The sequence below is a fragment of the Gallibacterium genomosp. 3 genome (assembly GCF_001678475.1).
Taxonomy (GTDB): Bacteria; Pseudomonadota; Gammaproteobacteria; order Enterobacterales; family Pasteurellaceae; genus Gallibacterium; species Gallibacterium faecale.
Genome location: NZ_JTJR01000008.1, coordinates 70,119 through 91,990, shown reverse-complemented (window position 1 = coordinate 91,990; position 21,872 = coordinate 70,119). Strand labels below are relative to the sequence as shown.

The 21,872-nt window shown below is 35.2% G+C and carries 16 protein-coding genes and 1 riboswitch; of the genes, 6 read left to right on the top strand and 10 right to left on the bottom strand.

The genetic code is table 11. The features are described from left to right. Positions 1-181: 181 nt before the first annotated feature. The 4 genes from nrdB to QV06_RS01970 form a co-directional block, all read right to left on the bottom strand. On the bottom strand, positions 182-1,312 hold the full coding sequence (gene nrdB / locus QV06_RS01985) for a class Ia ribonucleoside-diphosphate reductase subunit beta (protein ID WP_065236714.1): 1,131 nt from the start codon (positions 1,310-1,312) through the stop codon (positions 182-184). 64 nt (positions 1,313-1,376) lie between these two features. After that, a complete protein-coding gene (gene nrdA / locus QV06_RS01980; RefSeq protein WP_065236713.1) occupies positions 1,377-3,647 on the bottom strand; it encodes a class 1a ribonucleoside-diphosphate reductase subunit alpha in 2,271 nt (756 codons plus the stop codon). A 324-nt stretch (positions 3,648-3,971) separates the two neighbouring features. After that, positions 3,972-5,186: a sodium/glutamate symporter gene (gltS, locus tag QV06_RS01975; RefSeq protein ID WP_065236712.1), complete on the bottom strand. Its 1,215-nt coding sequence runs from the start codon at positions 5,184-5,186 to the stop codon at positions 3,972-3,974. A 285-nt stretch (positions 5,187-5,471) separates the two neighbouring features. Further along, on the bottom strand, positions 5,472-5,882 hold the full coding sequence (locus QV06_RS01970) for an H-NS family nucleoid-associated regulatory protein (protein ID WP_065236711.1): 411 nt from the start codon (positions 5,880-5,882) through the stop codon (positions 5,472-5,474). A gap of 160 nt (positions 5,883-6,042) precedes the next feature. Then, positions 6,043-6,221, top strand: a riboswitch (Lysine riboswitch). Positions 6,222-6,309: 88 nt separating this feature from the next. Here QV06_RS01970 and QV06_RS01965 point away from each other — a divergent pair. The 3 genes from QV06_RS01965 to ilvN all read left to right on the top strand — a co-directional run bounded on the left by QV06_RS01965 (position 6,310) and on the right by ilvN (position 10,279). Further along, positions 6,310-7,845, top strand: a complete 1,536-nt coding sequence (locus QV06_RS01965; RefSeq protein ID WP_065236710.1) for a Na+/H+ antiporter NhaC family protein — start codon at positions 6,310-6,312, stop codon at positions 7,843-7,845. Positions 7,846-8,063: 218 nt separating this feature from the next. Next, positions 8,064-9,782: an acetolactate synthase 3 large subunit gene (locus QV06_RS01960; RefSeq protein WP_065236709.1), complete on the top strand. Its 1,719-nt coding sequence runs from the start codon at positions 8,064-8,066 to the stop codon at positions 9,780-9,782. Then, positions 9,782-10,279: an acetolactate synthase small subunit gene (gene ilvN / locus QV06_RS01955; RefSeq protein WP_065236708.1), complete on the top strand. Its 498-nt coding sequence runs from the start codon at positions 9,782-9,784 to the stop codon at positions 10,277-10,279. Before QV06_RS01960 ends, ilvN begins: the two co-directional genes overlap by 1 nt. 51 nt (positions 10,280-10,330) lie before the next feature. On the opposite strand, the gene QV06_RS01950 is transcribed toward ilvN, so the two are convergent. The 4 genes from QV06_RS01950 to erpA form a co-directional block, all read right to left on the bottom strand. Further along, complete coding sequence (locus QV06_RS01950) at positions 10,331-11,695, bottom strand: L-serine ammonia-lyase (protein ID WP_065236707.1); 1,365 nt, start codon at positions 11,693-11,695, stop codon at positions 10,331-10,333. Between the two features lie 96 nt (positions 11,696-11,791). Then, positions 11,792-13,081: a serine/threonine transporter gene (locus tag QV06_RS01945; RefSeq protein ID WP_065236706.1), complete on the bottom strand. Its 1,290-nt coding sequence runs from the start codon at positions 13,079-13,081 to the stop codon at positions 11,792-11,794. Positions 13,082-13,280: 199 nt separating this feature from the next. Further along, on the bottom strand, positions 13,281-13,655 hold the full coding sequence (locus QV06_RS01940; RefSeq protein ID WP_065236705.1) for a YacL family protein: 375 nt from the start codon (positions 13,653-13,655) through the stop codon (positions 13,281-13,283). A gap of 57 nt (positions 13,656-13,712) precedes the next feature. Further along, on the bottom strand, positions 13,713-14,054 hold the full coding sequence (gene erpA, locus QV06_RS01935; protein WP_065234622.1) for an iron-sulfur cluster insertion protein ErpA: 342 nt from the start codon (positions 14,052-14,054) through the stop codon (positions 13,713-13,715). A 109-nt stretch (positions 14,055-14,163) separates the two neighbouring features. Between erpA and map the strand changes: the two genes are divergently transcribed. Both map and glnD read left to right on the top strand, forming a co-directional pair. Next, positions 14,164-15,009, top strand: coding sequence for a type I methionyl aminopeptidase (map, locus tag QV06_RS01930; RefSeq protein WP_082985020.1), 846 nt, complete (start codon positions 14,164-14,166; stop codon positions 15,007-15,009). Positions 15,010-15,111: 102 nt separating this feature from the next. Further along, positions 15,112-17,742: a bifunctional uridylyltransferase/uridylyl-removing protein GlnD gene (gene glnD, locus QV06_RS01925; RefSeq protein ID WP_082985019.1), complete on the top strand. Its 2,631-nt coding sequence runs from the start codon at positions 15,112-15,114 to the stop codon at positions 17,740-17,742. Positions 17,743-17,827: 85 nt separating this feature from the next. Here glnD and sixA read toward each other — a convergent pair whose 3' ends face one another. Then, a complete protein-coding gene (gene sixA / locus QV06_RS01920; protein ID WP_065236702.1) occupies positions 17,828-18,283 on the bottom strand; it encodes a phosphohistidine phosphatase SixA in 456 nt (151 codons plus the stop codon). A gap of 187 nt (positions 18,284-18,470) precedes the next feature. Between sixA and pyk the strand changes: the two genes are divergently transcribed. Further along, entirely contained in the window at positions 18,471-19,910 is a 1,440-nt protein-coding gene (pyk, locus tag QV06_RS01915) for a pyruvate kinase (protein WP_065236701.1), read from the top strand. Between the two features lie 89 nt (positions 19,911-19,999). On the opposite strand, the gene dxs is transcribed toward pyk, so the two are convergent. After that, on the bottom strand, positions 20,000-21,859 hold the full coding sequence (gene dxs / locus QV06_RS01910) for a 1-deoxy-D-xylulose-5-phosphate synthase (protein ID WP_065236700.1): 1,860 nt from the start codon (positions 21,857-21,859) through the stop codon (positions 20,000-20,002). Between the last annotated feature and the right edge of the window lie 13 nt (positions 21,860-21,872).

The window sequence follows — 21,872 nt, the reverse complement described above, 5'->3', positions numbered from 1 at the left end:
GCAAGTGTGCGAGGGTGTGTTTCTTTTGCTTCGTTTTCTTTACACAAGTAAAGAAAATGAAGTTGCCCTTTAGGGCGAAACCTAAATATTAATTAAAACAAAAATATCTAAAAAATATTGAATAGACTTTGTCATTAAACTGAGATAAAGGCGTAATACTACGCCTTTATCAGAGATAGGATTAAAGTTTAAAATCCTCAAAATCATCTACATCGACTTTAGAATCAATTTGACCAACAAGATAAGAACTTACTTCTACTTCTTGCGGTGCAACTTGAACATTATCTGAAACTAACCAAGCATTAATCCATGGAATTGGATTAGAGCGCGTTGTAAATGGTAGCGGTAACCCCACAGCTTGCATACGAATGTTGGTAATATATTCTACATATTGGCAAAGAATATCTTTATTTAAACCAATCATCGAACCATCTTTAAATAAGTAATTTGCCCACTCTTTTTCTTGTTCTGCTGCTGCGACAAAGAGATCGTAAGCTTCTTGCTGACACTCTTCGACAATCTCTGCCATTTCAGGATCATCTTGTCCAGCTGCCATAATATTCAGGATATGTTGAGTGCCGGTTAAATGTAATGCTTCATCACGTGCAATGAATTTGATAATTTTCGCATTTCCTTCCATTAATTTACGTTCAGCAAATGCAAAAGAGCAGGCGAATGAAACATAGAAACGGATTGCTTCTAACGCATTAACACTCATTAAGCAAAGGTATAATTGACGTTTTAAATTGCGTAAAGTCACAGTACACTGTTTCCCATCTACGGTGTAAGTCCCTTCACCATAAAGCGAGTAGAGCTGTGAATCACGAATTAAATCATCATAATATGCAGAAATATCTCTTGCTCGTTTAATAATTTCTTGGTTAGTTACAATATCATCAAACACAATAGATGGATCGTTAACAATATTACGGATAATATGGGTGTAAGAACGCGAGTGAATCGTTTCTGAGAAAGTCCAAGTTTCTATCCAAGTTTCTAATTCAGGAATGGAAACCAACGGCAATAACGCTACATTTGGGCTACGACCTTGAATTGAATCTAATAAAGTTTGATATTTTAAGTTACTAATAAAAATATGTTTTTCATGTTCAGGTAACGCTTGATAGTCGATACGATCCTGCGAAACATCCACTTCTTCTGGACGCCAGAAGAAAGAGAGTTGTTTCTCAATTAATTTTTCAAACGTTTCATATTTTTGTTGATCATAGCGTGCCACATTAACATTTTGACCAAAGAACATTGGTTCTTTGAGCTGATCATTTTTGTGTTGTGAAAAGGTGGTGTATGCCATCAGTTTTTCCCTCAATATTCGATTAAATAGAGTAAAAAGGTCAGTGATACTGACCTTTTATTGATTAGATTTTACAAGCACCGCCAGCACAGCCGTCATCAAGATCCTCTTGATTATCTTCTGCACCATCACGGGTATTTTGATAGTAAAGTGTTTTTAAACCATATTTATATGCAGTTAATAGATCTTTTAATAATTGCTTCATTGGTACTTTACCATCTTCAAAGCGTTGAGGATCGTAATTTGTATTTGCTGAAATTGCTTGATCCACAAATTTTTGCATAATCGCAACAAGATGTAAGTAACCATCATTACCGGGAATATCCCAAAGCAATTCATATTTATCACTTAGATGTTCATAATCAGGTACAACTTGACGTAAGATACCATCTTTTGAAGCCTTAATACTGACGTAACCACGAGGTGGCTCGATACCGTTGGTTGCGTTAGAAATTTGCGATGATGTTTCTGACGGCATCAATGCAGTTAATGTTGAATTACGTAAACCAAACTCTTTAATCTCTTGGCGTAATGTTTCCCAATCATAATGCAAAGGCTCTTTAGTTAATTGATCCACATCTTTTTTATAGGTATCAATCGGTAAAATTCCTTTTGCATAATTAGTTTCATTAAAGAAGTTACATGGACCAAACTCTTTAGCTAAACGATTAGAAGCTTTCAATAAGTAATATTGAATTGCTTCAAAGGTACGGTGAGTTAAATCATTTGCTGAACCATCAGAATAACGTACGCCATTTTTCGCCAAATAATAAGCATAGTTAATCACGCCAATTCCTAAAGAACGGCGTCCCATAGAGCCAATTTTCGCAGCTTTAATTGGATAATTTTGATAGTCGAGAAGTGCATCTAAAGCACGTACAGCTAAATCTGCCAAATCTTCTAACTCATCAAGGTTTTCAATCGCACCTAAATTGAATGCAGATAATGTACAAAGTGCAATTTCACCATTTTCATCATGGATATGTTGTAATGGTTTTGTTGGCAGAGCAATTTCTAAACAAAGGTTAGATTGACGCACTGGTGCTACTGCAGGATCAAATGGTGAGTGAGTATTACAGTGATCCACATTTTGAATATAAATACGCCCAGTTGATGCTCGTTCTTGCATTAATAATGAGAATAACTCTACTGCTTTAACACTACGTTTACGGATAGTAGGATCCTGTTCATATTGTAGATAAAGTTGTTCAAATTTTTCTTGATCAGCAAAGAATGCAGCATAAAGTCCCGGTACATCAGATGGGCTGAATAAAGTAATATCTGCACCTTTAATCAAGCGCTGATACATAAGTTTATTAATTTGTACCCCATAATCCATATGACGGACACGGTTATCTTCTACACCACGATTGTTCTTTAATACCAATAAGCTCTCAACTTCTAAATGCCAAATCGGGTAATAAACGGTTGCTGCACCCCCACGAACACCACCTTGTGAACAAGATTTCACCGCTGTTTGGAAGTGTTTATAAAAAGGAATACAACCTGTATGGAATGCTTCACCATTACGGATTGGGCTACCTAATGCACGAATAGCGCCTGCATTTACCCCAATACCAGCACGTTGTGAAACATATTTAACAATCGCAGCAGAAGTGGCATTAATTGAATCTAAGCTGTCATCACATTCAATTAAGACACAAGAACTGAATTGACGTGTTGGAGTACGAACCCCAGCCATAATTGGTGTTGGTAATGAAATTTTAAATGTTGATGTTGCATCATAGAAACGTTTGATATAACTCAAACGAGTTTTTTTGGGATACTGCGCAAATAAACAAGCTGCAACTAAAATATAGAGAAATTGTGCAGATTCATAAATTTCACCTGTAACACGATTTTGAACTAGGTATTTACCTTCTAATTGTTTTACTGCAGCATAAGAAAAAGTCATATCACGCCAGTGGTCAAGATAGGTATCCATTTCATCCCACTCTTCACGTGAATAATCTACTAATAATGAAGCATCATATTTCCCCATGCGTACAAGTCTTTTCACTTGTTCATATAAACGTGGTGGCTCAAAATGACCAAACGCTTTTTTACGTAAATGGAAAATGGCTAAACGTGCTGCAAGGTATTGGTAATCAGGGGTATCTTTACTAATTAAATCTGCGGCAGATTTAATTATTGTTTCATGAATATCAGATGTTTTGATTCCTTCGTAGAATTGAATATGAGAGCGTAATTCTACTTGTGAAACTGAAACATTATCTAAGCCTTCTGCAGCCCAGGTAATCACACGGTGGATTTTGTCTAAATCGATTGGCTCTAAACGACCATCTCGCTTAGTAACTCGAAGTGATGTATTCATTAAAAAGCCTCTAACACAATATATAGTATTTCAGAAAAATTTTGCATCAATATAATGTGTTTAAGCAAAAACTCAAGCAGAAAAATTTTTAGAAATGAGAGATGTGTAATTGACAAAAACTAACTTATTAATCTGTAAAAGATTTCTTAATGTGAAAAAATAGCATAGCCCATTTATAGCTTAAAGAGTTTATATTAGATGAAACAGTTTCTTATGCAAATTAGGAATATAGTAATATTGCATTGATTTTAATAAGAAAATTATATATTACATCTCAAACTGAATTGTGTATGAGATGTAATAAGAATCGCTTAAATATTGGATTTAAGTCATTCCTTGAGCAATATTTAAGAACAACGTAATAATAAGTGCATTACTAATATTACTAATAAATCCACCGATTAAAGGAACTACAAAGAATGCTAATTTTGAGTAATGATAATGAGAACATACGGCTGTCATAGTTGCCATAGAAACAGGGACTGCGCCTAAGCCGAATCCAGAATGACCAGTAGCAATAATGGCAGCATCATAATTTTTACCGCAAAAACGGAAAGTAATAAAGATACAGAAGAAATAACAAAGTAATACTTGTAATGTCAAAATAATAATGAGAGGGAATGCTAAATCTGTTAACTTCCATAATTGCATTGTGACAATTACAATAGATACAAAAATAGCTAATGATATTTCACCAATAATCCCTATATTTTCATATAATGCTTGATGATCTCGTTTAGTAGCATCAAGTGATAAACGTAAAATCAATCCTCCAAGCATACTCATTACATGAATAGGGATATTTACTTGAGGGAATATCACTTGACAAAGGAAAAATAAAGTTTGTCCAATACCACAAGCAAGTAATAGTAGAAAAGCAGCCTGGCTTGAGCGACGATAACTTATGCGTGGTAATTTATCATTATCGAATTTATTTAAAGATTCTTTATCACTTCGTTGTTTATTAAGTTGGTGTTTTTGGATAAGTCTTCTTCCTAATGGCCCCCCTAAAATACAACCAGCAACTAAACCAAATGTTGCTGCTGCAATTGCAACTTCAATAGCGCCATTTGCTCCCATCTGTTCTGCAATAGGTGCGAATGCTGCTGCATTTCCATGCCCTCCTGTTAAAGGAATAGAACCTGACATTAGAGCAATGAGAGGATTCATATTGAGTAATATTCCTAATCCAAGTGAAAGAATATTTTGTAGTACAGCAAGGGTTGCAGCAAGAATGCTAAATATAACTACTAATTTCCCACCTTTTCTCAATAAAGTGAAACTTGCAGAAAATCCCATCGCAGCGAAGAAAATATTATAAAAAAAAGTATTGATTGTTTTATAATCAAAATGAAATGAGATAAAGTTACTTGAGTATAAGCAAGTCGTGATAATTGCAAATGATGTTCCTCCAATAACTGGTGCAGGAATACAATATTTTTTCCAAATAGGGAATTGCTGACGAATAAATTCTCCAATGTAGATAGCTATTACAGATAAAGCAAGAGTTTGAAACATACCAATACTAATATTTATCATAACAAGTACTCCTTTAAAACACAGATAGTATGAATGATCTTATTATTAATAAAATGTAAAACAAGTGTTAAATTTAAAAAGTGTGAGCTAGGGCTAAGTTTTATAATAGTAGGATATTGCTTAAATCTTGTAATTGGTGATTAAAATCTATTCATTAGAGATTTTTATGGATAATTAAATAATTCTATATCTTATGTATAATATGAAAATTTATATATTAATAAAAAGGAAAAACCTATTCAGAATCTACAGAATAGGTTTTTTAGAACAGTATAAAGCTACAGATTAAATTTCAAAACTTTCTAAAGTGACACCTTTATCTAGCTGAATTTGAATTGCTTTTGGTGTTCTACCTTGACCGGTCCAAGTTTTTTGTGAGCCATCTAAATCTGTATATTTATATTTTGCTGGACGAGGAGCACGTTTTTTATGTTGAGATGGATTGAAACGATGTAAATTCATTACTTCAAGTAACTCTTCAGGAGAGATACCTTCAGATTTTAGTAATTCTTTATATTTCTCAATTTTTTCTTGGTGAGCCGCTAAAACAAGTTGTTGCGCTTCTTCTTCTTCTTTTCTTTCTTGAACAACAAGTTCAAATTTTTTAAGAATAGTTTCTAATTGTTCTAAAGGTATTTCTTTTGCTAAAAGACGTAAAGAACGAATATTATTTAATGTTTTTAATAATTCTTCCATTAATAATTTCCTCATAAATGTTGTTACAAATTATATGCTTAATAAAAATACAAAAGGATTTTAACGAAAATAATTAAAAAGTAAATATAAAAATTAATATTTAATTAAATATCAATTTAAAATACTTGCTTTTTTTATCACTTGTTGTATCTTTTAACGCACCTGAAGTAGAGGTGCGATTATTATAAGTATCTTCTTTGAGTTGACTACGTTGATAAGAAGGGAAAGGAATAACCGCCGAAATCGATCAAGCGTCATCTTGATTGGTTGGGATCGTTGCCGAAAGGGACGATACTGTCATAGTCATTATTTGTTTAACTATGGAGCGCTACGAGTTAGGGTGGTTAATTCTATTATCCTTCCTTTTGTGAAACCTTTCTTCGCTAAATAACTCGCTAGACTCTTCTTAATTTAATTAGGTTAGCGTATGGAACTTGTTGATTATTCTTCATCTATTGTGTCGGTTATTCCGCCGTTATTAGCTTTAACACTGGCAATCAAAACACGTAAAGTATTATTGTCATTAAGTATTGGGATTATTGTTGGTGCAGTTATGCTAACAGCAGGAAACCCATTGGATGCCGTAATTTATATTAAAAATAGTGTACTTTCTTTAGTATATAGTGAAGAAGGAATTAATCGTAATAATGTCAGTATTATTATTTTCTTATTAATGCTTGGCGCATTAACTTCATTATTAAGTACTTCTGGCAGTAATCAAGCATTTGCTGTTTGGGCTCAAAGGCATATTAAAGGAAGACGTGGGGCAAAATTATTAACAGCTTGTTTAGTATTTTTCACTTTTATTGATGATTATTTCCATAGCCTTGCCGTAGGTGCTATTGCCCGTCCTGTTACAGATAAATTTAAAGTTTCTCGTGCTAAATTAGCCTATATTCTTGATTCTACCGCTGCACCAATGTGCGTATTAATGCCGATTTCTAGCTGGGGAGCTTATATTATGACGCTGGTTGCTGGATTATTAACAACCCATGCGATTGCAGATTATACGCCAATGGGCGCTTTTGTTGCGATGAGTTCAATGAACTATTATGCGTTATTTGCATTATTTACAGTGTTCTTTGTGGCTTATTTTTCATTTGATATTGGTTCAATGGCGAAATATGAACGTAAAGCAATGGAAGCAGTAGAACAAGAATCGAATACGGCTGATGATAATAATCAAGGTAGTGTAAGCGGGTTAATTATTCCAATTATTGTATTAATTATTAGTACGGTTGCGATGATGATGTACACTGGTTATGAAGCTTTATTAGCAAATGGTCAGGAATTCTCCGTATTGGGCGCATTCGAAAATACAACAGTTGGTGTTTCATTAGTATTCGGTAGTTTAGCTTCTTTTATTGTTGCATCACTCTTTATTTTTAATCAAATTAGTTTCTCAGACTATATCAAGGCAATTTTAGTTGGTTTTAAATCAATGTCTGGAGCAATTACGATCTTATTCTTTGCTTGGACGATTAATACCATTGTTGGGGATGTGAATACGGGTAAATATTTAGCGAGCTTAGTCAGCGGTAATATGATGACTCAATTATTACCGGCATTGTTATTTGTACTTGCTATTGTAATGGCGTTCTCAACCGGTACCAGTTGGGGAACATTTGGTATTATGTTACCAATTGCAGCAGCGATGGCAGCTAATGCAGATCCTTCATTAATGCTACCATGTTTATCAGCAGTGATGGCTGGGGCAGTTTGTGGTGACCACTGTTCTCCTGTATCAGATACCACTATTCTTTCTTCAACAGGTGCACAATGTAATCATATCGATCATGTAACCACACAATTACCTTATGCGATAGTGGTTGCAGTTGCTTCTTTTGTTGGATTTATTTGTTTAGGATTTACCAGTTCAGCAACGCTAGGATTTGTTACTACTGCAGTGGTTTTAGCTGTATTATTGTTTATTTTTAGATCACGCCAGTCCAATTTAGGATAAATCTAATAAAAAATTATATTTTATAAAATACGGCTTATTGCCGTATTTTTTTTATCTTTATGACAATAATTTTTATTTAATATTGAAAAGTTATTTTTTATTAGAATTAAATTCTAAATTTGACACGTATCACATAAAAAATAGCTATGGACAAGCTATCTAAGTTGCAGTAAAAATAGTAACCAAGATTATTAATAATAATAACTTGGAGAACAAAGATGAAAAAATTATCTGGTGCCGAAATGGTGGTGCAGTCATTACGAGATCAAGGTGTGGAGTATTTATTTGGCTATCCGGGCGGTTCGGTGCTTGATATTTATGATGCAATTCATACGCTTGGCGGTATAGAACATATTTTAGTTCGTCATGAACAAGGTGCTGTGCATATGGCGGATGGTTATGCACGTTCAACAGGAAAAGTTGGGTGTGTCTTAATTACTTCTGGTCCAGGTGCAACCAATACCATTACTGGGATTGCAACCGCTTATATGGATTCTGTACCATTAGTGGTGTTATCAGGTCAAGTAATGGGAAATTTAATTGGTAGCGATGCGTTCCAAGAGTGCGATATGGTGGGGATTTCTCGTCCTGTTGTAAAACATAGCTTCCTAATTAAAAAAGCAGAAGATATTCCAATGGTAATGAAAAAAGCATTTTATATTGCTTCAACTGGTCGTCCTGGTCCAGTAGTAATTGATTTACCAAAAGATATTTTAAATCCAAGTATTAAATACAATTATAGTTATCCAGATGAAGTGCATTTACGTTCTTATAATCCAACATTGCATGGACATAAAGGACAGATTAAAAAAGCACTAAAAGCCATTCAAATTGCTAAACGCCCAGTGTTATTTATTGGGGGTGGTGTTATTACAGCAAATTGTGCAGAAAAGGTAACGCAATTTGCTCATCATTTAAATCTTCCGGTAACAGCTTCGTTAATGGGATTAGGTGGTTTCCCAGGACAAGATCCACAATTCCTCGGTATGTTAGGAATGCATGGTACTTATGAAGCTAATAATGCCATGCATAACAGTGATTTAATTATTGGTATTGGCGTAAGATTTGATGATCGTACCACCAATAATTTGGCAAAATATTGCCCAAATGCACAAGTTATTCATATTGATATTGACCCAACTTCTATCTCAAAAAATGTGATTGCTAATATTCCAATTGTTGGTGATGCTGAAATGGTGTTAGATGAGTTCTTAGCGTTATTAACTGAAGATGATGTAGCGAAAGCACAACAACAGTTAGCAGATTGGTGGAAACAAATTCATCAATGGCAAGAGAAAAAATGTTTGAGTTATGAAACCAATAGTAATGTGATCAAGCCTCAGCAAGTGATAGAAACTTTATATCGTTTGACCCATGGTGATGCTTATATTGCTTCGGATGTAGGACAGCACCAAATGTTTGCTGCTTTACATTATCCTTTTGCTAAACCACGTCATTGGATTAATTCGGGTGGCTTAGGTACGATGGGATTTGGTTTACCTGCTGCATTAGGTGTAAAACTTGCTCATCCAGAAGCTACTGTTGTTTGTGTTACCGGTGATGGTAGTATTCAGATGAATATCCAAGAACTTTCTACTGCAAAACAATATGGTATTCCAATTATTGTAGTGAGTTTAAATAACCGCTTCTTAGGTATGGTGAAACAGTGGCAAGATATTATCTACGCAGGACGCCATTCACAATCCTATATGGATTCTTTACCTGATTTTGTCAAACTTGCAGAAGCCTATGGACATATAGGTATGCAAATTAATACACCAGATGAATTAGAACAAAAATTAGCTGAAGCCCTTGCTATTAAAGATCGTGTTGTTTTTGTTGATATTAAAGTTGATGAAACAGAACACGTGTACCCAATGCAAGTACGGGGTGGAGCAATGAATGAAATGTATTTAAGCAGAACGGAGAGATCATAATGCGTAGAATTTTATCAGTATTATTAGAAAATGAATCTGGTGCATTATCACGAGTTATCGGATTATTTTCACAACGGGCATTTAATATCGAAAGTTTGACGGTAGCACCGACCGATGATCCAACACTTTCTCGTATGACAATAGAAGCGTATGGTGATGAACAAGTGTTAGAACAAATTGAAAAACAATTACATAAATTAATTGATGTTTATCGTGTCATTAATTTAAGTGATGTTGAACATGTTGAACGTGAAATTTTATTGATTAAAGTAAAAGCGCAAGGTGCAACCAGAGAAGAGATTAAACGAATGGCGGATATTTATCGTGGACAAATTGTCGATATTACGCCAAAAACTTATACTGTTCAGCTGAGTGGTGATAGTGAAAAATTAAATGCATTTATCCGCGCAATAAAAGCTGAAACCTCAATTATTGAAGTGGTTCGTTCTGGTTTGATTAGCCTTTCTCGTGGTGAGAAAAACTGCTTATTATCTTAGTCAAATTTAAGGAAGAAAGGAGGGAGCAAATTGTTTGCTCCCTTTAGTTTTTTAATTGCAAATGACTTTAATCGCTAAACCACCCTGTGATGTTTCACGATATTTGGCATTCATATCTTTACCTGTTTCATACATGGTTTCGATCACTTTATCTAACGTGACACGTGGTTGAGTGTTACGACGTAACGCCATACGGCTTGCATTAATTGCTTTTACTGCAGCAATCGCATTACGCTCAATACAAGGCACTTGGACTTGACCACCAACAGGATCACAGGTTAAACCAAGGTTGTGTTCCATTGCAATTTCTGCCGCCATACAGACTTGTTCTGGTGTACCGCCCATAATTTCAGTTAATCCAGCAGCAGCCATAGAACAAGCAACGCCTACTTCACCTTGGCAACCGACTTCAGCACCTGAAATAGAGGCATTCATTTTATAGAGTGAACCAATTGCACTGGTGGTAAGTAAATAACAATCTCTTACTTCATCAGTAATCGGAGCAATAAATTTTTGATAATATGCCAATACAGCAGGGACGATACCGCAAGCACCATTAGTTGGTGCAGTAACAACACGACCACCAGCTGCATTTTCTTCATTGACTGCTAATGCGTACATATTAATCCAGTCGATCACTTTCATTGGATCACTAGAAAGAGAGTTATTTGCTTCTAATAAGCGGCGTAAACTTGCAGCACGACGAGGTACTTTTAATGGGCCAGGAAGTAATCCATCTGTATAAAGACCGTGTTGAATACAGGCTTCCATTGTTTGCCATACCTTGCTAAGGTGTTCATTTAACGCTTCTTTTGTATGTAATGCACGTTCATTACGCAACATTACCCCAGAAATCGCCAAGCCATTTTCACGGCAATGGTGAATTAAATCAGCTGCATTTTTATAAGGAAAAGGTACATTAGTTTCTGTCGTTTGCTGTTGATTGAAATGTGCTTCATCAACAATAAATCCACCACCAATAGAGTAGTAGGTTTCACGCTTAATTAACTGATTTTGGTGATAAGCACTAATTGTCATTCCATTTTCATGTAATGGTAAAAATGTAGAATGGAATTCCATATCTTGGTAAAAATCGAATGGAATGGTATGGGTTGCTAGTGCTAAAGGAAATTGTTTTTGCTGTTTTAATTGTTCAACAAAAACCGGAATTTGATCGATATCGACATTATCTGGTAAATAACCAGCAAGCCCCATAATAATTGCAATATCTGTATTATGGCCACGCCCAGTCATAGAGAGTGAACCATAAACATCAATATGTAAATGAGTGATTTCAGCGAGTTTATTACTTGCAACTAATTGATCAATAAATTGTTTACCCGCCTTCATTGGTCCAACGGTATGTGAACTAGAAGGACCAATGCCAATTTTATACATTTCAAAAACACTAATCATAAATACTCACGAATTTGTTTTTATTATTAATATGAAATATGCCTTAGGTAGTGTACCTAAGGCGAATGCAGATTTTAGCTAAAATTATTAGCTTCGTTAAGCGATAAGGTTATACACAATATTAGAAATTGCGACACAACCCATAATGACTACAAATAGATTGCTCCATTTACCACGATAACGTTGCATTGCAGGGATACGTCTGATGGCATACATTGGCATAATAAACAGGATCATCGCAATAATTGGACCACCAAGAGATTCAATTAAACCTAAAATACTTGGATTAATGATTGCGACAATCCAGAGTGTAATTAGGAAAAAGAGTGCAGCAACTAAATTTAAGCGACGTGAATTTACTGAAGCTGATTGTGCTTGATCACCTTTGATTTTGGTATAAAGACCGACCAATCCTTCACGGGCACCCATATAGTGTCCAAAGAATGAACTGGTTATCGCTAAGAAAGCAACCAATGGACCAAGATAAGAGATATAAGGATTATCAAATTTATTTGCTAGGAAAGATAAAATTGCAATATTTTGTTGTTTAGCTAATGCAAGGTCTTCTGGAGTAAGTGTTAAAACACAACTAAACACAAAAAACATTACGAAAAGTAATAAGATTGTCGCTGTTCCTTTTAGTGTTTTACTTGCGTGATGTTCCGCCACATCAGTAAATTTATAGTGGCGTTGTTGAGATAGCACAAATGAGGAAATTGCTGGAGAGTGGTTGAAAGAAAAGACTAATACAGGAATTGTGATCCAGAGTGTTAATAAAAATTCGCTAGTTGTTGGCATTTCTTGCAACATACTGGTATTCCATTCAGGAATTAAGTAAATAGATAATGCAAATAGAATAAATACTAATGGATAAACTAACCATTCTGTCACTTTTAATACGACTTTCTCACCAAGTAAGAAAATGCCAATTAAACCACCAATTAAGATCAAAGAGAGTAAGAAACGTGGTGGAGAATCAAGATGTAATTGATTCACAATAAACGAATCAACGGTATTAGTAATACCATTACCATAAATTAATAGAATTGGAAAAATTGCGAAGAAGTAGAGTAGAGTGATTAATTTCCCCGCTGTTTTACCAAAATGTTCTTCAACGACTTCTGTAATATCGCTACCCGGTTTAGCAGAAGAGAGAACAAATCTTGCTAATCCACGATGTGCAAAATAGGTCATCGGACCGACGATAATTGTCATCAGCACTAATGGCCAAAAACCGCCTTTGCCTGCATTAATTGGTAAGAATAAGACGCCTGCACCAACAGCAGTGCCAAATAAATTTAAAATCCAAGCGATATCAAATTTATTCCAACGTTTAGACTGTTCTGTCACAGGACGTGCAGAATCCATAGTTTGCTCATTTAACATACACACACCTTTTAAATTGTTTTATTAATAAATAATTATTACTCTTTGGCGGCGGGTATAATAGTTAAATGAAACTTAGACTTCAAAAACAAAAGGGAAGTAATGTTCAATAATGTGATCGTAATCGCAGAAAAAATTGCAAATGTTACATTTATGCAATATAAGTGCTTAAATATAAAGCAATTTTTTTATTTAAATTTTACTCTTGAATAAATTGACAATATTCATTAAGAAAATGAATAAAATCTTCTAAACCACATAATGCCATATTTTCTTCGTCATAAAATTGAAGGTCGTCTTCTAATATTTCATCTGAAAGATTTTCATCAAATAAGATATTGGCCTTTACCATCACTTCGTCGCGATTGATATGTAAAGAAAATTCTTTGCCGGTAATAATTTTATCTACTGTGTGTGGTGTGGTGTGGCACTGTTTGAGAATAACAAGAATTTCTTTAATTTTCTTTAAATCGCCTTGTATCTCATTATTAGCCCAACGTGCCACAGCTTCATGTTCCATAGAACAGCTTACATTTACAGTTTGTCGATCAAGTCGATAAAATTGAAATTCCATCTTGCCACCTCATAATTAAGATAAATTAAAGGCTATCTTTGATAGCCTTTATTGGTATTAGATACTGAAAGAGGAGCCACAACCACAAGTTGTTGTTGCATTTGGATTATTTACAATAAATCTCGAACCTTCTAAACCTTCAGTATAATCTACAGTCCCTCCAATTAAATATTGTAAACTCATTGGATCAACAACAAGAGTTACTCCTGAATTATCAATGGTTAAGTCCCCTTCGTTCACATTTTCATCAAAAGTAAAACCATATTGGAATCCACTACAACCACCACCAGTAATATACACTCTTAATTTTAAATTTGGATTGTCTTCACCTTCGATTAAGTGTTTTACTTTTTTGGCTGCTGCATCAGTGAAAGTAAGAGGAATTGACATATCACTCATTTAAACTCCTATCAATAAATCCCACAAAAAATACATAGTACAAGCTATTATCTAATAACCTAGTAAATCGTTCAACAATTTCCTGGAAAGGTTTTTTATTAGATAGTAAATGGTGTTATTATATTGCGTCAAAAATAAAAATGAATTGGAGAAAAAAATGGCAATTCCATTGAGAACAGAAGAAGAAATTGAAAAATTAAGAGTGGCTTGTAAATTAGCCTCTGATGTATTAGTAATGATTGAACCTTATGTAAAAGCAGGCGTAACAACAAGTGAATTAGATCGTATTTGTCATGATTATATTGTGAATGAACAAAAAGCTATTCCTGCTTGCTTAAATTATCATGGTTTCCCAAAATCAGTTTGTATTTCAATTAATGAAGTTGTCTGTCATGGTATTCCTAGTGATGATAAAAAATTAAAAGAAGGTGATATTTTAAATATTGATGTTACTGTGATTAAAGATGGTTATTTTGGTGATAATTCCAAAATGTATATTGTTGGAGAAGCACCTATTCGTAGTAAGAAATTGTGTGAAGTTACCCAAGAATCACTTTATCTTGCATTACGTACAGTAAAACCAGGTATTCGTCTTAATGAAATTGGTCGAGTTATTCAACAATTTGTTGAAAAGCAAGGATTTTCAGTAGTACGCGAATATTGTGGTCATGGCGTGGGTACAGAGTTCCATTGTGAACCACAAGTATTGCACTATTATGCAGATGATGGTGGCGTTGTGTTACAACCAGGGATGGTATTTACGATTGAACCAATGGTAAATGTGGGTAAGAAAGAAATTCGTTTAATGGGAGATGGTTGGACAGTAAAAACCAAAGACCGTAGCCATTCTGCACAATATGAGCATCAAATCGTAGTCACAGAAAATGGATGTGAAATTTTGACTATCCGAGATGAAGAGCTCGATCGCATTCAACGTATAATGATAAATAACTAATTGCTGAAAAAAGCGACTTTAACTGAAAAGAAAAAGTCGCTTTTTTATTGGAAAAAGAATAAGTTAATCGAGTAAGACAATAAAGCAAAATACAGGAAGATTATGCAAACTCAATTCACTTTATCACAATTAGAAAATGATACCCTCACGCCAACAAATGTTCGTCAATTATTTACTGAATTAAAAGAGCAAGAATTACAACAATTCTCACAAGAAATTGATATCTATCAATTAATTGGTCAGCGTAGCCATCTTTATGATCAACTATTATTAGCATTATGGAAACATTTTCAGTTCGATCAACAACCAACGCTATCATTAATTGCCGTGGGTGGATATGGTCGAGAAGAGATGTTCCCACTTTCTGATTTAGATTTTTTAATTTTATCTTCTGAACCTCTATCAGCCGCATTAGAACAAAAAATAGCGGAATTTATTCAGTTTTTATGGGACTGCCATTTTGAGGTGGGACATAGTATTCGAACTCTAGCTCAATGCTTAGAAGAGGGGAAAAATGATATCAGTATTGCGACTAACTTATTGGAGTCCCGTTTTTTAACAGGTAACCAGCAACTATTTGATAAATTAACTCAAGCTATTTATCAGGATGATTTTTGGTCAATCAAAGACTTTTTCGTGGCAAAACAAGCAGAAAAAAATGAACGTTATCAACGTTATCACAATACAGCCTATAACTTAGAGCCTGATATTAAATATAGTCCTGGTGGATTACGTGATTTACACCTTTTATACTGGATTGCTTGGCGTCATTTTAAAGCAAAAAATCTAAATGACTTATTAACATTTGGTTTTATTTATCCTGAAGAGTATCAGGCTTTGTTGGATTGCCAAACTTTCTTATTTAAATTGCGTTATGCGTTACATTTGGTGATTAAACGTTATGACAATCGTTTACTGTTTGAACGACAACTAAGAATTAGTGAAATGTTGGGATATCAAGGTCAAGGTAATCAAGCCGTAGAAAAAATGATGAAAGCGTATTTTCGCAATTCTCAACAAATTATTCAGTTAAGTGAAGTCTTGATGCAAGATTATCAAGAACAATTTTTATCACCAAGCTGTGCAAAAACTGCGGAAAAGGTTGTGATTAGCCCAGCATTCTATCTTGTAAACAATAGTATTCAGTTACAATGTAACGAAACATTCCAAACAGAACCTGAAACGATGATTGAATTGTTTCTACAGTTGTGTCGCTATCCACAAAGTTATATCCATTCCAGTACATTAAGACAATTACGTTTAGCACTGCTAAATTCACACGAGTACCTTAGTAAAAATGCCCGAGCACGTGATTATTTCATGCAAATTTTCAAACAACCACAAGCGATTACACGTGCAATAGCACCAATGCACCGTTATGGCGTATTAAGAGCCTATTTACGAGAATGGAAACATATTGTTGGCTTAATGCAGTTTGATTTATTCCATGCTTATACTGTGGATGAACACACGATTCGTCTATTATTAAAGTTAGAAAGTTTTGCTAAACCGGAATGTGCAGAAACACATCCACTTTGCTATCAGATTTATCCAACCTTAACTCAGCGTCCGCAACTCTATTTAGCAGCATTGTTCCATGATATTGCAAAAGGGCGTTCTGGTGATCATGCTGAGCTTGGTGCAATTGATATGTATGATTTTGCCATCTTACACGGTTTTAGTGAGCAAGATGCAGAATTTATGGCGTGGTTAGTGCTATCGCATTTACAAATGTCAATTGTTGCACAGCGTAGAGATATTCATGATCCAGCGGAAATTCGTCATTTTGCGAATATTGTGAATAATAAAACTCGCCTAGATTATTTATTGTGTTTAACCGTAGCAGATATTTGTGCGACTAATGAAACTTTATGGAATAGTTGGAAAAAAACGTTATTAGCAACCTTGTATCGTTATACGAAACAACAGTTAGAACAGGGTATTGCTGTACCTTTAGATTACAGCATTCAAATCTTACAAAATCGAATTAAAGCATTAGATATCATGCAGCCAATGCTTGAGAAATATCAGATTAAGGTCAATGATGTTAATCAATTATGGCAACGTTGCCCTGAAGAGTATTTCTTACGTAATACCTCAAAACAATTAGCTTGGCACGCTGAACATCTTTGTCAAATTGAAGATTTAAGTAATGAGGTGGTGGTTTTAGTAAGTAGTCGTTTTTCGCGTGGTGCAACAGAAATTTTTATCTATTGTGCGGATCAACCACAGTTATTTAATAAAGTGGTGAGAACGCTAGATGCGAAAAATTTGAGTATTCACGATGCACAAATTATTACTGCAGCGAGTGGAGAAGTATTTGATAGTTTTATTGTAACGGAAGCAGATGGTAGTGCTTTGCGTAAACCTCGCCGAGATGAAATTTCCCAAGCATTAACGGCTGTTTTAAAAGGTGAGAAAAAAATTCCAGCAGCTTCTGCTCGTCGTAGCAGTAAATTACAGCATTTCAATGTGCCGCTAGAAGTTCGATTCTTAAATACAGAAAAAGAAGAGCAGACAGAGCTTGAATTAATCACGAAAGATCGTGCTGGATTATTGGCTATGATTAGTGACATTTTTACCGAACAGCAACTAAGTTTAGCTAATGCAAAAATTACAACTAATGGTGAAAAAGCGGAAGATTTCTTTATTTTGATGAATCATAAAGGCAGTGCATTAACAATAGAAGAACGCCGTTTATTACAATTAAAATTAGAAGCGGGATTACAATAGTTGTAAATTCACCTTATGGTTTCGCCCTTTCAAGTAGGGCGAAATCTTAAATAACTGTTTGGGTTATTAGTTAGAAAGGTTAGTATTAACAGCTACTTTTATGCACTTCAAGCAGTTCGCCTTTCCCATTTTGATACTCGATCTTCGCTATTGTGGCTGGATGGAAAGCAATAGCATCATTTACTCCAAGTGCTGTAACAATATCATCAACTAAAGGTAAATGAGAAACAATTAATAAGTTATCAATACCTTGTTGCTGTAAGGTATCAATATAATCCACCGTAATTTCTGCATTACCATAGGGAGTAAGATTATCCCAAGTCTCAGTAGGAATTTTTTTGGAAAAGTATTGTGATGCTAATTGGCAAGTTTGTTGTGCTCTAAGATAAGGACTAACTAAAATTAAGTCTGGAGTAGTTTGACTTTTTAGCCATGTTCCTTGTTCATCAGCTTGATCTTCTCCTCTGGCAGTTAAAGGGCGATCTTTATCTGTAAATGCATGGAAACTTGCTTCGCCATGCCGCATTATAAATATGTGCATATGCACTACCTCTATTCAGTGATTCAGTAAATTTTTAGGTTAGTTGATCTCGCATTACATCAAAAATCAGCGTATAATCTCCGACCGTTTTATTATAGGGGCTTTACTAAAAAAAGTACTCTATTTCTTCCTATCAAGTTTTAATTGTTTAATTTTTAAGTATTGTTGTTATCTTACGGAGTAATTAATGTCTAGAAGACTAAGAAGAACCAAAATTGTTACCACTTTAGGTCCAGCGACAGACAAAGGAAATAATTTAGAAAAAATTATTGCTGCTGGCGCAAATGTGGTGCGGATGAATTTCTCGCATGGTACTGCAGAAGATCATATTAATCGTGCAGCAAAAGTACGTGAAGTTGCAAAAAAACTTGGTAAGCAAGTAGCGATTTTAGGTGATTTGCAAGGCCCTAAAATTCGTGTTTCTACATTTAAAGACGGTAAAATATTCTTAAACGTTGGTGATAAATTTGTTCTGGATGCTGAATTACCAAAGGGTGAAGGTACACAAGAGGCAGTTGGTTTAGATTATAAAAACTTACCAAAAGATGTTGTCCCTGGCGATATTCTCCTTTTAGATGACGGTCGAGTACAATTAAAAGTGCTTTCTACTGAAGGTGAAAAAGTGTTCACTGAGGTGACTGTAGGTGGTCCACTATCAAATAATAAAGGGATTAATAAATTAGGTGGTGGCTTATCTGCGGACGCATTAACTGAAAAAGATAAAGCAGATATCATTACTGCTGCAAAAATTGGTGTAGATTACCTTGCCGTTTCTTTCCCACGTTCTGGTGCAGATATTGAATATGCACGTAAATTGGCAGTAGAAGCAGGTTTAAATGCTAAAATTGTAGCTAAAGTAGAACGTGCAGAAACAGTGGCAACACCAGAAGCTATTGATGACATTATTAAAGCATCTGATGTCATTATGGTTGCACGTGGGGATTTAGGGGTAGAAATTGGTGACCCTGAATTAGTAGGAGTGCAAAAGAAACTTATCCGTCGTTCACGTCAATTAAATAAAGTTGTTATTACAGCAACACAAATGATGGAATCTATGATCAGCAATCCAATGCCAACTCGTGCAGAAGTTATGGACGTTGCGAATGCGGTATTAGATGGTACTGATGCAGTAATGTTATCTGCAGAAACCGCAGCAGGACAATATCCATCAGAAACAGTAGCAGCGATGGCTAAAGTATGCTTAGGGGCAGAAAAAATGCCAAGCATCAATGTTTCTCGCCACCGTATGGATGTAGAGTTTTCTTCTATTGAAGAATCAGTAGCAATGTCAGCAATGTATGCAGCAAACCATATGAAAGGTACTGCAGCAATTATCGCTATGACAAGTACTGGTCGTACTGCACGTTTAATGTCACGTATCAGTTCTGGATTACCAATCTTTGCTCTCTCCCGTAACCAAAGTGCATTAAATCTTTGTGCATTATATCGCGGTGTGGTACCAGTTTATTTTGAAGATATGAGCCGTACTGTTGAAGGGGCAAAAATTGCAATTAACCTATTGAAAGAAAAAGGTTATTTAGTTTCTGGCGACTTAGTGTTATTGACACAAGGCGATGAGTTTGTATCCGGTGGTACAAATACTTGCCGTACTTTAGTTGTTGATTAATCATTTAAGTTTTTAGTGAGTATAATGAAAAACCTCTAATGTTGTGGCATTAGAGGTTTTTTGTTTTCCTGTTGTGGAAAAATTATCGCTTATTGATTAGCTAGTTTTGCTTGAATTCGAACTGCAATACCCTCTGCATCTAATTGTAATAATTGATGAATTTCTTGTTGCGTTCCTTGTGGAATGAAATAATCAGGTAGTCCTAATTGTAAGAGGGCTGGCATAGTTCCACCAAGGGTGGCTAATCCTTCCAATGCCGCAGAACCTGCGCCACCTTGAATCGCATTTTCTTCTAAAGTGACAATGAGATCATAATGATCTTTGATATCGGCTAAACATTCCATATCCAATGGTTTAACAAAGCGCATATCAATTACAGTATAGTCATATTGTTCTGCTACTTTAATCGCACCAGGGAGTAAAGTACCGAAATTAAGAATTGCGACTTTTTGACCTTGACGTATTAATCTTGATTTACCAATAGGTAGTTGTGTTAGTGGTTGTAATTCAGCACCTGTACCAGAACCTCTTGGATAACGTACAGCAGCAGGCTGCCCACAATGATACCCAGTGTAGAGCATTTGACGACATTCATTTTCATCACTTGGTGTCATCACGATTAAGTTAGGAATACAACGTAGATAACTTAAATCAAAAGCGCCTTGGTGGGTCTGTCCATCAGCACCAACTACACCAGCACGATCAATTGCAAATAAAACCGGCAAATTTTGAATAGCAACATCGTGAATCACTTGGTCATAAGCACGTTGTAAGAAAGTAGAGTAAATAGCTACAACGGGTTTATAACCACCAATGGCTAACCCAGCAGCAAAAGTCACAGAATGTTGTTCAGCAATAGCCACATCAAAATATTGATCTGGAAAACGCTGTGAAAATTCAACCATTCCTGAACCTTCACGCATAGCAGGCGTAATGCCAATTAATTTTTTATCTTGCTCCGCCATTTCACATAACCATTTTCCGAAAATATCAGAGTAGGTTGGTAGAGAAGTCTTATTTTTTGGTAGTTCACCGCTTAACGGATTAAATTTTGGTACACCATGAAAACCAATTGGATCACGCTCAGCAGGCGCATAGCCTTTACCTTTTTTAGTGATGACATGTAAGAATTGAGGTCCTTTTAAGGTACGCATATTTTTCAAGGTAGAAATTAACTCTTCAACATTATGCCCATCAATTGGACCAATATAGTTAAAACCCAACTCTTCAAATAATGTTCCACCAGGTGAAATAAACCCTTTAACGTGCTCTTCTGTTTTTTGTACAAACTCTTTAATTGGCGGTAAACCAGATAAGATTTTTTTGCCCCCTTCACGCAAAGAGGAATAAAAAGAACCAGAGAGTATGCGAGCTAAATGATTATTTAAAGCGCCCACATTTTCAGAAATGGACATATCATTATCATTTAGGATTACAAGCATATCAGTATGTAATGCACCTGCATGATTCATCGCTTCAAATACCATTCCTGCTGTTAATGCGCCATCTCCAATCACACAGATTGTTTTTCTCCCTGCATTTTCACGTTGTGCTGCAATCGCAATCCCTAAACCTGCACTAATTGAAGTTGAGGAGTGTCCAACGCTTAATACATCAAAAGGGCTCTCTTCACGCCAAGGAAAAGGGTGAATTCCACCTTTTTGGCGAATAGTATGCATTTGATCACGGCGGCCAGTTAGAATTTTGTGCGGATACGCTTGATGACCAACATCCCAAATTAATTGATCAAATGGTGTATTAAATACGTAATGCAAAGCAACAGTTAATTCAACGGTTCCAAGTCCTGAAGCAAGATGACCACTACTTTGGCTAACACTTTCTAAAAGATATTTACGTAATTGATCGCAAAGTTCTGGTAGCTGTTCCTTTGGTAATAGGCGTAAATCCTCAGGAGAATTGATTTGTGATAAAAGTGAATAATTTGACATAGTCTGTATAAAA

Excerpts from the sequence above, each read along its gene's own strand:
- nrdB (WP_065236714.1), bottom strand. The coding sequence starts at position 1,312 with ATGGCATACACCACCTTTTCACAACACAAAAATGATCAGCTCAAAGAA.
- nrdA (WP_065236713.1), bottom strand. The coding sequence starts at position 3,647 with ATGAATACATCACTTCGAGTTACTAAGCGAGATGGTCGTTTAGAGCCA.
- gltS (WP_065236712.1), bottom strand. The coding sequence starts at position 5,186 with ATGATAAATATTAGTATTGGTATGTTTCAAACTCTTGCTTTATCTGTA.
- QV06_RS01970 (WP_065236711.1), bottom strand. The coding sequence starts at position 5,882 with ATGGAAGAATTATTAAAAACATTAAATAATATTCGTTCTTTACGTCTT.
- QV06_RS01965 (WP_065236710.1), top strand. The coding sequence starts at position 6,310 with ATGGAACTTGTTGATTATTCTTCATCTATTGTGTCGGTTATTCCGCCG.
- QV06_RS01960 (WP_065236709.1), top strand. The coding sequence starts at position 8,064 with ATGAAAAAATTATCTGGTGCCGAAATGGTGGTGCAGTCATTACGAGAT.
- ilvN (WP_065236708.1), top strand. The coding sequence starts at position 9,782 with ATGCGTAGAATTTTATCAGTATTATTAGAAAATGAATCTGGTGCATTA.
- QV06_RS01950 (WP_065236707.1), bottom strand. The coding sequence starts at position 11,695 with ATGATTAGTGTTTTTGAAATGTATAAAATTGGCATTGGTCCTTCTAGT.
- QV06_RS01945 (WP_065236706.1), bottom strand. The coding sequence starts at position 13,081 with ATGTTAAATGAGCAAACTATGGATTCTGCACGTCCTGTGACAGAACAG.
- QV06_RS01940 (WP_065236705.1), bottom strand. The coding sequence starts at position 13,655 with ATGGAATTTCAATTTTATCGACTTGATCGACAAACTGTAAATGTAAGC.
- erpA (WP_065234622.1), bottom strand. The coding sequence starts at position 14,054 with ATGAGTGATATGTCAATTCCTCTTACTTTCACTGATGCAGCAGCCAAA.
- map (WP_082985020.1), top strand. The coding sequence starts at position 14,164 with ATGGTGTTATTATATTGCGTCAAAAATAAAAATGAATTGGAGAAAAAA.
- glnD (WP_082985019.1), top strand. The coding sequence starts at position 15,112 with ATGCAAACTCAATTCACTTTATCACAATTAGAAAATGATACCCTCACG.
- sixA (WP_065236702.1), bottom strand. The coding sequence starts at position 18,283 with ATGCACATATTTATAATGCGGCATGGCGAAGCAAGTTTCCATGCATTT.
- pyk (WP_065236701.1), top strand. The coding sequence starts at position 18,471 with ATGTCTAGAAGACTAAGAAGAACCAAAATTGTTACCACTTTAGGTCCA.
- dxs (WP_065236700.1), bottom strand. The coding sequence starts at position 21,859 with ATGTCAAATTATTCACTTTTATCACAAATCAATTCTCCTGAGGATTTA.